The sequence below is a fragment of the Nonomuraea aurantiaca genome, assembly GCF_020215705.1.
In the GTDB taxonomy this organism is placed as follows: Bacteria; Actinomycetota; Actinomycetes; order Streptosporangiales; family Streptosporangiaceae; genus Nonomuraea; species Nonomuraea aurantiaca.
Map to the genome: position 1 here is coordinate 144,214 of NZ_JAIWNB010000008.1, position 13,048 is coordinate 157,261.

Here is a 13,048-nt window from a genome sequence, read left to right on the forward strand (position 1 = left end):
ATGGCCGCGGCGAGCGGTGTTGTACCCGAACTCGTTCCTCGTTCCGGCGTTCGCCGTGCTAGCCGTGTTCTTCTTCCTACCGACCGTCTTCAACTTCGTCTACGCCTTCACGGACTGGTCGGCCTTCCATGACGACATCCACCCCGTGGGGCTGGCTAACGTCAAGGCGGTGCTGTCCAACGGCTCCCTGCTGTCGTCACTGCGGATCACCATCGTCTACGCGGTCCTGGTGGCGATCATGCAAACGGGGTTCGGGCTGGGGCTCGCCCTGCTCCTGGAGCGCGACACCCGGATCAACCGGTTCGCCAGGGTCGTCTTCTTCATCCCGGTGCTGATGTCTGCCCTGGCGGTGGGGTACACCTTCCAGGCGCTCCTCAAGCCCGACGGTCCGCTCAACGGGCTCCTCGGCGCTCTCACCGGCCAGCACGTGACGATCCCCTGGCTCGGCAGCACCACGTGGACGGTGGTGACGGTGGCCTTCGTGAACTCCTGGAAGTGGATGGGGCTGGCGATGGTGATCTTCCTCGCCGGTCTCAAAACGATCCCGGCCGACGTGCTCGAGGCGGCCAGGATCGACGGCGCCAGCAGGTGGAGGACCTTCCGATCCATCCGGTTCCCGCTGATCGCCCCCGCGGTGACCTTCAACGTCGCGACCGCGCTGCTGGGCTCCTTCAACGGGTTCGACACGATCCTGGCGACCACGGGCGGAGGGCCCGCACAGCAGACCGAGGTGCTCAACATCTACATCTTCCGCGTCTACGGCAACGGCCTGTTCGCCCAGGCCACCACCATGAGCCTCGCCCTCCTTCTCCTGGTCGCGCTGCTGGCCTTCCCTGTCATCGGCTACCTACGCAAGAGGGAGCGCGTCCTGTGAGGATCTCCACCCGGACCTGGTCCCGCCTCGTTCACCCGGCCGTCGTCATCATCCTGACCGCCGTCGTCATCGGAATCCCGCTGTGGCTGGCCCTGGTGACCTCCGCCAAGTCGCAAGGCGAGGCGAACCTGCCCGACCTGTCCCTCCCACGGGTGTGGCACCTGTGGGACAACTACTCCCAGGCGTTCACGCAGGGCCGCATGCTGTGGGCGCTGTTCGGCAGCCTGCTGGTCATGGTGCCGTCCGTCGCCGGAGTGCTGATCTTCGGCTCACTGGCTTCATGGGTGCTGGCTCGGCGCGCAGGGCGCGTCATGGCTGTGCTCTACTCGGCTGCGATCAGCGGGATCATCCTGCCCCCGGCCGTCGTCACGATCGTGCTGCTGCTCCGGCAACTCCACCTGGCCAGCACGCCGATCGGCATGATGCTGGTCTACATGGGCATGTACATGTCCCTGGTCATCTTCTTCGTCACCGGTTTCGTGCGGACCATACCGGTCGAGGTGGAGGAAGCGGCCCGCATGGACGGCGCACGGCCGCTCGGCATCTTCATCAAGGTCGTCCTGCCGCTGCTGCGCCCGGTCATCGCGACCGCCACGATCCTGATCTGCCTCTACATCTGGAATGACGTCTTCTACGCCTTCTTCGTGCTCGGTGGAGGGACATACTCGACACTTCCCCTGAACCTGTACTCGGTGGCGAGCAGCAACCTGTATCAGAACAACTGGAACCTCGTTTTCGCCTACGTCGTGCTCATGAGCCTGCCGCTGGTCGTCGTCTTCGTCGTCGCCCAAAGACGGATCATCTCCGGCATCACCGGAGGCGCCGTCAAGTGACGGTGGTCCACTGCTGGTTGGGCTGCCTGTTGCTGTCTTGATCTATGCCCTGCGCGCCGTTGGCCTGGGAGGTGCTCTGTCGCAGATATGGACAGTCCCCCATGCCGGACCGGCAAGAACAAGGTGGCCATCCAGTACCACACCGCCCGCTTCCGCCTCGTAGCCCAACTCGCCAGGGCCCTGAGCGTGCCGACCCCCGCCGTACGCAAGCCGGGCTCGGTCTGGTTCCTCACCGGAGAACTGAAGGGCTCGCACGATCCCTCCGGGATCGTGTTCACGGTGCTCGCCGCGATGTCCGGCATGGAGCGCGAGTACATCCGCGACCGCACCCTCGAAGGCGCGACTGCTGAACCGCGCGCGCCTCACCCTTGGTTCGAGCGCGGTCCGGCCGCCTGCCGCAGGGTCTCCAGGGCGTCGGTGAGCAGGGGGTTGCCGTTGGCCTCCCGGTGCAGGGCGACCACCGTGCGGTGGGCGGCGGGCAGGTCCAGGCGCGTGGCCACGACGCGGTCGTCGGGCACATGGCCCAGGGCGGGCACCACCGCCACACCCAGCCGGGCGGCCACCAGGTGGCGGACCACGTCGTAGTTGTTGCTGCGGAAGGTGACCGCGGGCACGAACCCGGCCGCCGCGCACAGCCGCGCCAGGGACAGCGCGCCGCCGGTGCCTTCGCGGCTGGTGATCCAGCGCTCCCCGGCCAGCTCGGACAGCTCGGCGCCCGGGGCGTGATCGCGGGGCCGCAGCAGGAGCAGGTCCTCGCGCAGCAGGTGGTGCGCGGCCAGGCCGGCCGGCCACTGCTGCGGGGTGGGGCCGTACTCGTAGACCAGCGCCAGGTCCAGGGCGCCGTCGATCACCCGCGGGATCAGCTCCTCGGGCTCACCCTCCTCCAGGAGGATCTCCGCGCGAGGGTAGCGGCGGGTGAAGGCCGACAGGGTGGGCGGCACCAGCCGTACGCTGGCCGTGGGGAAGCTGCCCAGCCGCAGCCGGCCGGTGGTGCCGGCGGCCAGTTCGCGCACCTCGTAGCCGAAGTCCTCCAGCGTGGCCAGCACCCGCTGGCTCAGCTCGACCAGCCGGTGCGCCGCGGCGGTGGTGCGCACGCCGCGCGCCTCGCGCTCGAACAGCTCCAGCCCGGTGTCCTTCTCCAGCGCCGCGATCTGCTGCGACACCGCCGAGGCCGTGTAGCCCAGCTCGCGCGCCGCCAGCGCGAACGATCCGGTCCGGCACACCTCTCGCAGGGTGACCAGATGCAGGGGTTTGATCATGCCGACTCCGCGCCGCCAGTAGAGCACCCTCAGCAATGCTTGGGCTTTGGCTGGAAATCTATCGGCCTGCTGGGGCTTGGATTCACCCGGGATCACCTCCATCGTGGACAAAGCCATCCGGACCTGGAGGAGATAACGCATGGTCATGGTCTCTCAAGGGCGGCTGCGCGCGGCCTTCGCGCGGCGCCTGTCGGAGATGTACGGGCAGGAGGTGCCCGCCTACCGGACGCTGGTGGAGGTCTCCCAGAAGGTCAACGACGGCGTGCTGCGGCGGGCGGGAGCCGGCGCCGAACGGCTGGGCTCCATCGAGCGCGTCACCGCCGAACGGCACGGCGCCATCCGCGTCGGCACCCCGGCCGAGCTGCGGCAGGTCTCGCGGATCTTCGGGGCGCTGGGGATGCGCCCGGTCGGGTTCTACGACCTGCGTGAGGCGACCGCCAGCGCCGTGCCGGTGGTCTCGACCGCCTTTCGTCCCGTCGCGGCCGACGAACTGGCCGATGATCCCTTCCGGGTGTTCACCTCGATGCTCACACCGGCCGATCCCCGCTTCTTCGACCCGGATCTGCGCGGGCGGCTGGAGAGGTTCCTGGCGGCGCGGCAGCTGTTCCCGCCGGAGCTGCTGGAGCTGGCCGACCGGGCCGGAGGCGAGGGCGAGCTGCCGCAGGAGCAGGCCGCGCGCTTCGCGCACCTGGCCGTCCAGGCGTTCGCGCTGGGCCGGGAGCCGATCGACCAGGCCTGGTACGAGACCCTGGAACGGGTCTCGGCGGTCGCGGCCGACATCGGCGGCGTGACCAGCACCCACATCAACCACCTGACGCCGCGCGTACTGGACATCGACGACCTGTACGCGCGGATGACCGAGCGCGGCATCACCATGATCGACCAGATCCAGGGGCCGCCACGCTGGTCCGGTCCGGACGTGCTGCTGCGCCAGACCTCCTTTCGCGCCCTGGCCGAGCCGCGCGCCCTGCGCCGGCCCGACGGCGGCCTCACCACGGGATCGCTGCGGGTGCGCTTCGGCGAGGTGGAGGCGCGCGGGATCGCGCTCACCCGCACCGGCCGCGAACGCTACGACGACCTCCAGGCCAGAGCCGACGCCCACCCCGAGGCCCGCCCCGCCGACCGCGCTGCCGAGCGCTCGGTCGGCAGTCGCGCCAACGGCGCCGGGGGTCGTGCGGGGGCCGAGCGCTCCCAGAGTGATCAGGCGGCCCGCGCGCGGTCCCTGTGGGAGCGGGAGTTCCCCGCGACGGAGCGGGATCTGGCGGTCGAGCGGCTGGCGTTCTTCACCTATCGGCCGGTGCCGGATCGCCCGCGTGACGGGCGGCGGCCCGGAACCGGCCTCGCCGACCTGATCGACCACGGCTGGGTACGCGCCGAACCCATCGTCTACGAGGACTTCCTGCCCCGCTCGGCGGCCGGGATCTTCCAGTCCAACCTCACCGGGCAGGGCGTCAGGGACGACAGCCGCGCCGCCGCCGACTACGACAGCGACTGGCTCGCCGGCGCCATCGGGGCCGAGGTGCTCGACCCGTTCACCCTGTACGAGACCCAGCAGCGGCGATCCCTGCAGGAGACCGCCCACGCGCTCGGCCTGCCCGAGATCACCTGAGCCGCGAGCCCGACCTCGTCCCGCGACTACCTCGACTACCGCGACGGAGAGCCATTCATGACCACGACCACCCTGCCCGCCACCGGCGTCCTGCGGCGCCGCGCCCTGGACATCCTCGCCCGCCTGGACGTCACCCTGGACGAGGGCGACGACCTGCGCGCCCGTACGCCGATCACCGGCGAGAGCCTGCTCGGCCTCAGAGCCGCGACGCCCGCCGACGCCGACGAGGCGATCGGGGCCGCGCACGAGGCGTTCCTGACGTGGCGCACGGTGCCCGCCCCCCGCCGCGGCGAGGTGGTACGCAGGCTCGCCGAACTCCTGCGCGAGCACCGCGACGACCTGGCCGACCTCGTCACCATCGAAGTGGGCAAGATCCGCTCGGAGGCGCTCGGCGAGGTCCAGGAGATGATCGACATCTGCGAGTTCGCGGTCGGCCTGTCGCGCCAGCTCTACGGGCGCACCATCGCCTCCGAACGGCCGGGCCACCGGCTGTCGGAGACCTGGCACCCGCTGGGCGTCGTCGGCGTGATCTCCGCGTTCAACTTCCCGGCGGCCGTGTGGGCGTGGAACACCGCCGTGGCGCTGGTCTGCGGCGACACCGTCGTCTGGAAGCCGTCGGAGCTGACGCCGCTCACCTCCCTGGCCTGTGACCGGCTGCTGGCCGTGGCGGCGGCCGACAGCGGCCTACCCCGCGATGTACACCGGCTGCTGCTCGGCGAGCGCGCCATCGGGGAGCGGCTGGCCGACGACCGGCGGGTGGCGCTGGTCAGCGCCACCGGCTCGGTCCGCATGGGAGGCCAGGTCGGTCCGCGGGTCGCCGCCCGCTTCGGGCGTTCGCTGCTGGAGCTGGGCGGCAACAACGCCGCCGTGGTCACCTCGTCGGCCGACCTCGACCTGGCCGTCTCCGCCATCGTGTTCGCCGCGGCCGGCACCGCAGGGCAGCGCTGCACCACCCTGCGCCGGCTCATCGCGCACACCGACATCGCCGAGACGCTGATCGACCGGCTCACCGCCGCCTACACGAAGCTGCCCATCGGCGACCCGTTCGACGACGCCACCCTGGTCGGGCCGCTCATCTCCGCTCAGGCGCACGAGGCGATGCGGCAGGCGCTGAGCGCCGCGCGCTGCGAGGGCGGCGAGATCCTGGTCGGCGGCGGGCGCCGGCTCGCCGACGCCGCCCCCGACGCCTACTACGCCGAGCCCGCCATCGTCCGCATCGACGGACAGCCGGGCATCGACGGACAGCCGGGCATCGTCCGGCAGGAGACCTTCGCGCCGATCCTTTACGTGCAGACCTACCAGACGCTGAGCCAGGCCATCGCCCTGAACAACGACGTGCCCCAAGGGCTGTCCTCCAGCATCTTCACCCGGGACCTGCGGGAGGCCGAGCGGTTCCTGGCCGCCGACGGCTCCGACTGCGGCATCGTCAACGTCAACATCGGCACCTCCGGCGCGGAGATCGGCGGAGCCTTCGGCGGCGAGAAGGAGACCGGCGGCGGGCGCGAGTCCGGCTCGGACTCCTGGCGCGCCTACATGCGGCGCGCGACCGGCACCGTCAACTACTCTGACCAGCTGACCCTCGCCCAGAACGTGAGCTTCCTCTGACGCCTCGCCACGACCCGGACCACGACCCGGACCAGCGGACCAGACGCAGCGGACCAGACCAGCGGACCAGACCAGCGGTTCTGATCGCTGGACCGGCTCAGGGGCTCAGCGACTCAGACCAGCGATCAGGCTCAGACCAGCGGTCCGGTCCGGAGCGCGGCAGCCCGCCGCGTTGATTGTTTGTACAAACGATCGATAGAATAACGCGCATGGCGGAGTTCCCGGCAGTACCGGCTCGTCGTGTGCGTACCGTGCTCGGAGATGTCGACCCCTCGGCGCTCGGGCACACACAGCCACACGAACACGTCCTGAGCGACATGTCGGCCATCATCCAGCCCTGGGGTCTGCGGCCGGTGTCCGGCGACGGTGGCGAAACCGGCGGCATCGGCAGGGAGCTCCCGGCGTCGGTGCGTGCCCGGGTCGCCGAGCCCGTCCGGCTGGACAACTACGACTGGATCCGGCGTACGGTCCTCAACCTGGACAACCTGCGGCTGCACTCCGAGCAGGACGCCACCGAGGAGCTGATGCTCTACCGCGCGGCCGGTGGCGGCGCCGTGGTGGACTCCTCCTCGGTGGGGCTCGGCCGCGACCCGCTCGGGCTGGCCCGCGTGTCCCGCGCCAGCGGGGTGCACATCGTGATGGGCAGCGGCTACTACTGCCGCGACTACCATCCGGCGGGGCTGGCCGGCGCCTCGGTGGAGGCGATCAGCGCCGAGATCGTCGCGGACGTGCGCGACGGCGTGGGCGACACCGGGGTCCGCGCCGGGCTCATCGGCGAGATCGGCCTGAGCTGGCCGGTGCATCCCACCGAGGACAAGGTGCTGCGCGCCGCCTGCCACGCGCAGGTCTCGACCGGGGCGCCGCTGCAGATCCATCCCGGACGCCATCCCGAGGCGCCGCAGCGGGCCATACGCGCGGTCGCCGAGGCGGGCGGCGATCCGACCCGCGTGATCATGTCCCATCTCGACCGTACGCTGTGGCGGCCCGATGACCTGCTGGAGCTCGCGGGCACGGGCTGCTACCTGGAGCTCGACCTGTTCGGCCAGGAGTCCAGCTACTACGCCTTCAACCCCGACGCGCGCCGGCCCAACGACCGTACCCGGGTCGAATGGCTGCAGAGGCTGATCGAGGCCGGCTACAGCGAGCGCCTGCTGATAGCGCAGGACATCTGCCAGAAGGTCTACCTGCGCCGCTACGGCGGCCCCGGCTACACCCACATCCTCGACAGCGCCATCCCGCTGATGCGCCGCATGGGGATGAGCGAGAGCGAGATCATCATGGTGACCGTCGCCAACCCCGCGACCGTCCTGGCTATGGGATAGTCGGCGCCATGGCCACCACCAACCAGACGGGCGACCAGACGGGCGGCAGCCGGCACACCAAGGGCGGCCGGATGAAGGCGACGTCCTCGCGGCGGGCGCAGTCGGCCCGCACGGAGCTACGGCTGCTGCGCACCGCCTGCTGGCTGTTTTCCGAGCGAGGCTTCCACGGCACGGGCATCCGCGACATCTCCGTGGCCGCGGAGGTCGCCGTGTCGGCGATGTACTACTACGCCTCCTCCAAGGACGAGCTGCTGGAGGCGGTCACGCGCCGGGTCATGGAGATCCTGGCGGCCGCCAGCGAGGAGACGGTCCGCGACATCGACGACCCCGCCGAGCGGCTGGTCGCGCTCATCGCCGTGCACGCCGCCTTCCACGCGCGCAACCCCCGGGCCGCCAAGGTGGCCGACCACGAGTTCCAGGCGCTGAGCGGGCAGGCCCGGCGCGACATCCTGCGGCTGCGCGACGCCTACGAGAAGGTGTGGGCCGACACTTTGGAAGCCGGCGTCCGTGACGGCGTCTTCAAGGACCGCGGCAACCTCGCACGGCTGGCGTTGCTGCAGATGGCGACCGGGATCGCGCACTGGTACCGCCCCGGCGGGGAGCTGGGCATCGCGCAGCTGTGCGAGCGGTTCGCCGACATGGGGCTCGCGCTGATGGGCGCCTGCCGCGACGGGCGGCCGCTGGAAGTGCGCGACCTGGCCATCCCCGACTCCGAGCTGCTGCTGGAGCGGGTCGAGCTGGCGATCGAGCCGCGCCGCAAGCCGAGCGGAGTATGAGCCGCGGGCCCGCGAGCACGCGGGCCCGCCGGCGTCTTGACATCGCCACAAATTTGAGCGATCGTTCGACAACATACCGGCCTTGAGGAGGAGAGCGACGTGACGCGCACGGACCATCAGGACGGGCGGCGGGCCGCGTCGTCCCCGAGTTCGGCCGGCGCGCCGGACCCGAGCCCGGCCGAAGACCTGGACCCGAACACGGCCGGCGAACTGGACCCGAGTACGGCCGAAGAGCTGACGCAGGCCGCCGCGCTCGCCCGCGACCTCTACGGCCTGGAGGGCCGGCTGACCCCCCTGTCGGGGGAGAAGGACCGCAACTTCCGGGTGAGCACCGCCGGTGGCGAGCGCTACGTCCTCAAGCTGCACGCGCCGGACACCGACCCCGCCGAGCTCGCCCTGCAGGACGCCGTGCTGCTGCACCTGGCCGGGCAGGCGGGCGCGCCGCCGGCCCCGCGCGTGGTGGCGAGCCTGGACGGACGCCGATCGGCCGCCGCCCCGTGGGCCGACGGCCCGCGTACGGCCAGGGTGCTCACCTGGCTGGACGGCCGCCCCTGGGCGCAGGTCGAGCCGACGGCGCGGCGGCTGCGCGACCTGGGCCGTCACGTGGCCGCCGTCGACCAGGCGCTGGCCGGCTTCACCCACCCCGGGATGCGGCGCGAGCTGGTGTGGAACCTGACCGGCGCCCCCGCGGTCGCCGGCCTCACGCCGCTGCTGGACGGCGAGCTGCGGCCGCTGGTGAGCGAGGTGTTCGACCGCTACCGCGCGCATGTCGCGCCGCGCGTCGCGGCGCTGCCCCACCAGGTGATCCACAACGACGCCAACGAGCTCAACATCCTGGTGGACAACGCCGGCGAGGTGGCCGCTCTGATCGACTTCGGTGACGTGGCGTGGAACCCGCGGGTCTGCGGGCTGGCGGTAGCCGGGGCGTACGCGATGCAGGGGCACGCCGATCCGCTGCGGGCGGTGCTGCCCCTGGTGAGCGGGTACGACGAGGTGTCGCCGCTGCGGCCGGCCGAGCTGGAGGTGCTGTTCGACCTGATGCGCACCCGGCTGGCGATGAGCGTGTGCCTGTCGGCCCACCAGCACGCCAGAGACCCGGCCAACGCGTACTTGCTGGTCAGCCGGCGCGGTGTGACGCAGGTGCTGCGACGGCTGGCTGGGACCAGTCCGGACCTGGCCCACTTCCGGCTGCGCGAGGCGGTCGGGTTCGCGCCCAACCCGCTGGCCCGGGCCGTACGTCAGCACTTCGAGTCCGGCGCCGCCCGGCCGCTACCCCTGCTGGACGAAGAAGACGCCGGCGCATCGGCCTGCTACGGCGAAGAGCTCACGCCGCCGCCCGGACGGCGGCCGGAGATCGATCTGGGCTGCGACCTGCCTGCCGGCCAGGGCGTCACGGTGCGGTGCCCCCTCCCCTCGCTGGTGCACAGCGTGAAGAGCGACGGCGGGGTCGTCGTGCTCGAACACCGCACCGGCGACGGGGTGCCGTTCTGGTCCCTCTACCGGCGCCTGGACCCGGACTCGATCACGCACCTGACTCCCGGCGAGGAGGCGACACCGGGCATGCGCCTGGGGAGCGCCGGCGGGGCGGCGCCGCCGCGCGTGCAGTTGCTGACCCACCTGCTCGGCATGGGAGCCGACATCCCGGACACCGCGCCCGCCGACGAGGCGGACCTGTGGAGCGCCGTCAGCATCGACCCCGGCCTGCTGCGCGGCCGGGCGGGCGGCGCGGCGCGGCCACGGAGGGAGACGGCCGGCATCGCCGCCCGCCGGCGGACGAACCTCAGCCGGGCGATGAGCCTGGCCTATCGCGAGCCGCTGCACATCGTGCGGGGTGAGGGCGCCTATCTCTTCGACGCCTCCGGCCGGCCATGGCTGGACCTGGTCAACAACGTCTGCCATGTGGGGCACTGCCATCCACGGGTGGTGGCCGCGGGCCATCGGCAGGCGGCCCGGCTCAACACCAACACCCGGTATCTGCACGAGTCCGTCGTGGAGTACGCCCGCCGCCTGGTGGAGCTGCTGCCCGACCCGTTGCGGGTCTGCTTCTTCGTCAATTCCGGCTCCGAGGCCAACGACCTGGCGCTGCGGCTGGCCACGGCGCATACGGGCGCCGAGGACGTCCTGGTCCTCGACCACGCCTACCACGGCCATCTCAGCTCGCAGATCGCCCTGAGCCCGTACAAGTTCAACCGGCGTGGCGGGCGCGGCCGGCCGGGCACCACCCACGTCTGCGAGCTGCCCGATCCCTACCGGGGGCGGCTGCGCGCCGGACGCGACGACGATCTCGGCCGGCGCTACGCCCGCTCGGTCGCCGACCGGCTCGCCGAGGCGGCGGCGGCCGGGCGCCGCCCTGCCGCGTTCTTCGCCGAGTCGCTGCAGAGTTGCGGCGGTCAGATCGTCTACCCCGACGGCTACCTGCGCGGCGCGTTCGAGCATGTGCGGCGGGCCGGCGGGGTGTGCGTGGCCGACGAGGTGCAGGTGGGGCTGGGCCGGGTGGGCCGGAACTTCTGGGGGTTCGAGTTACAGGGTGTCGTGCCCGACATCGTCACGCTGGGCAAACCCCTGGGCAACGGTCATCCGCTCGCCGCGGTGGTGACGACGCCGGAGATCGCGCGCTCGTTCGAGACGGGGATGGAGTACTTCAACACCTTCGGCGGCAACCCGGTCTCGGCCGAGATCGGGCTGGCCGTGCTCGACGTCGTACGTGAGGAAGGTCTGCAGGCCCACGCGCGCCGGCGCGGCGAGCAGCTGCTGCGCGGGTTGCGCCGGCTCCAGGAGCGGCATCCGCTGATCGGGGACGTCCGGGGCGAGGGATTGTTCCTCGGCGTGGAGCTGAGCCTGGATGAGCGGCGGCCGGCCGGCGCGCAGGCGAGCGCGGTCAAGGAGGCGGTGAAGGCGCGCGGGGTGCTGGTGTCGACGGACGGGCCGGACGACAACGTGCTCAAGATCAAGCCGCCCCTGGTGCTGAGCGGGGCGGACTGCGAGATGTTCCTCGACGTCCTCGGCGAGGCGCTGGGCGAGGTCGAAGCATCCCTTTGAGGACGTCATGCCCTTGACGTCGACATTTATTTGAGCGATCGTTCGACTACTTAGCTTGACGATGGGTGGTTCAGATGCAACGCGTGCGGACAAAGACCGTCGCGGCCACTGCGGTGGCGCTGGCGATGCTGGCGGCCGGCTGCTATCGCGACAACGGTGCCGCCTCGACGCCGGCCCCGGGCGGCGCACCGCGGCACGACCTTGTCACGCTCACCCCGGCCGGGGCCGGCGAGGTCGACAGCGTCACCTGGGCGCTGTACCGCGGCACCACCTCGATCGACCCGATCACCGCGGGCGACTATCCCGAGATCACCGTGACGAGCCTCATGTGCGAGTCGCTGTTCCGCCAGAGCCCTGACGGCTCGGTGGAGCCGGGCCTGGCCACGCGGCTGGACTTCCCCGACCCGAAGACCGCCGTCCTGACCCTGCGCGACGGCGTGAAGTTCTGGGACGGCTCCCCCATGACCGCCGAGGACGTCGCCTTCAGCATCGAGCGCAACCGCGACCCCAAGGGCGGCGGCTACTGGGTGCCCGTCCTGGACCGGGTGACCTCGGTCGAGCCGACCGGCCCGCGGCAGGTCACCTTGAGGCTGAAGCAGCCGGACTACTGGCTGCGCGACGTCCTGTCGTACATGCCGGGCATGGTGGTGTCCAAGCGCTATGTCCAGGCCAAGGGCAAGGACTACGGCACGGTCAAGGGCGGCGCCATGTGCACCGGCTCCTTCAAGCTCGGCCAGTGGCGCACCGGCGACGTCCTGTCCGTGGTGCGCAACGACGGCTACTGGAACCGCGCCGAGTCGCCGCTGGTGCGGCGCATCGACTTCAAGGGCATCCCCGACGAGGCCACGCTCACGGCGGCGCTGCTCACCGGGGAAGTGGACGGCGCCTACCTCGAACTGCCGCTGTCGACGATGGAGCAGATCCGCGCCAGCGGCACCGTCAAGGTCTACCACGGCCCGTCGTACCTCATCGACGCGCTGATCGTCGCCGACATGGGCCGCGGCCCGCTCGCCGACCCGCGCGTGCGCCGCGCCCTGTCGCTGGCCATCGACCGCGAGTCCTACATCGCCACCCTGTACAAGGGCAGCGCCCAGCCGGCTCGCGCCCTCGGCACCCCGGGCACCTGGGGAGCCGAGCGCCAGGTCTTCCAGGCCGCCTGGGACGCGCTGCCCGCTCCCCGCGTGGACCTCGACAGCGCCCGCAAGCTCGTCCAGGAGGCCGGCGCGAGCGGCAAGACCGTGCGGTTCGGCATGAGCAACGAGCTCAACAAGCTGGCCACCGAGGCCAACCTGGTCAAGTCGGCGGCCGAGAAGATCGGCCTCAAAGCCGAGCTGAAGGCGGTGTCCACCGACGCCTACAGCGGGTTCTTCCTCGATCCGAAGGCCCGCGCCGACGTCGACGGCTTCTTCACCACCAACTATCCCAACTGGGCCGATCCAGGAGCCCTCTACGCGACGCTGTCCGTGCCGGGCGGCCCGCAGGACTACGGCCGCTACCGCAACCCCGAGGCGGCGAGCCTGCTGCAACGGGCCCGTGGCAGCGCCGGCGCGCGGCAGCGGGCCGAGGCCACCGTGGCGGCGCAGGCGATCGTGACCAAGGACCTGCCCTGGATCCCGATCGCCGCCCCGGACACGGTCCTCGTCCTGAACGCCAAGCTCACCGGCGCCACGGTCTCCTCCCAGCATCTGTTCGCCCCGTGGGCGAGCAAGCTCGGGGCGGTGGGCTAGGCAC

General features: G+C 71.5%; 9 protein-coding genes. 8 read left to right on the forward strand and 1 reads right to left on the reverse strand.

Translation table 11 applies throughout. The annotated features are described in order from the left end of the window. The first annotated feature begins 16 nt into the window (after window positions 1–16). Both LDL49_RS20795 and LDL49_RS20800 read left to right on the forward strand, forming a co-directional pair. Window positions 17–874, forward strand: a complete 858-nt coding sequence (locus tag LDL49_RS20795) for a carbohydrate ABC transporter permease (protein ID WP_225292760.1) — start codon at window positions 17–19, stop codon at window positions 872–874. Then, window positions 871–1,707 (forward strand): carbohydrate ABC transporter permease, encoded by an 837-nt coding sequence (locus tag LDL49_RS20800; RefSeq protein ID WP_225292761.1) that lies wholly within the window; start codon window positions 871–873, stop codon window positions 1,705–1,707. Before LDL49_RS20795 ends, LDL49_RS20800 begins: the two co-directional genes overlap by 4 nt. Before the next feature lie 362 nt (window positions 1,708–2,069). On the opposite strand, the gene LDL49_RS20805 is transcribed toward LDL49_RS20800, so the two are convergent. Beyond that, window positions 2,070–2,966: a LysR family transcriptional regulator gene (locus tag LDL49_RS20805; RefSeq protein WP_225292762.1), complete on the reverse strand. Its 897-nt coding sequence runs from the start codon at window positions 2,964–2,966 to the stop codon at window positions 2,070–2,072. Window positions 2,967–3,105: 139 nt separating this feature from the next. Here LDL49_RS20805 and hglS point away from each other — a divergent pair, with 139 nt between their 5' ends. From hglS to LDL49_RS20835, 6 genes are all read left to right on the forward strand, one after another. Continuing rightward, window positions 3,106–4,575, forward strand: coding sequence for a 2-oxoadipate dioxygenase/decarboxylase (hglS, locus tag LDL49_RS20810; protein ID WP_225292763.1), 1,470 nt, complete (start codon window positions 3,106–3,108; stop codon window positions 4,573–4,575). A gap of 57 nt (window positions 4,576–4,632) precedes the next feature. Continuing rightward, window positions 4,633–6,180 (forward strand): L-piperidine-6-carboxylate dehydrogenase, encoded by a 1,548-nt coding sequence (gene amaB / locus LDL49_RS20815; RefSeq protein ID WP_225292764.1) that lies wholly within the window; start codon window positions 4,633–4,635, stop codon window positions 6,178–6,180. Window positions 6,181–6,389: 209 nt separating this feature from the next. Then, entirely contained in the window at window positions 6,390–7,502 is a 1,113-nt protein-coding gene (locus LDL49_RS20820) for a phosphotriesterase family protein (RefSeq protein ID WP_225292765.1), read from the forward strand. Window positions 7,503–7,510: 8 nt separating this feature from the next. Then, complete coding sequence (locus tag LDL49_RS20825; RefSeq protein ID WP_225292766.1) at window positions 7,511–8,278, forward strand: TetR/AcrR family transcriptional regulator; 768 nt, start codon at window positions 7,511–7,513, stop codon at window positions 8,276–8,278. Window positions 8,279–8,377: 99 nt separating this feature from the next. Beyond that, window positions 8,378–11,317 carry an aminotransferase class III-fold pyridoxal phosphate-dependent enzyme gene (locus LDL49_RS20830; protein WP_225292767.1) on the forward strand — a complete coding sequence of 980 codons (2,940 nt, stop codon included), beginning with the start codon at window positions 8,378–8,380 and terminating at the stop codon, window positions 11,315–11,317. A gap of 83 nt (window positions 11,318–11,400) precedes the next feature. Continuing rightward, window positions 11,401–13,044 carry an ABC transporter substrate-binding protein gene (locus LDL49_RS20835; protein WP_225292768.1) on the forward strand — a complete coding sequence of 548 codons (1,644 nt, stop codon included), beginning with the start codon at window positions 11,401–11,403 and terminating at the stop codon, window positions 13,042–13,044. Window positions 13,045–13,048 lie beyond the last annotated feature (4 nt).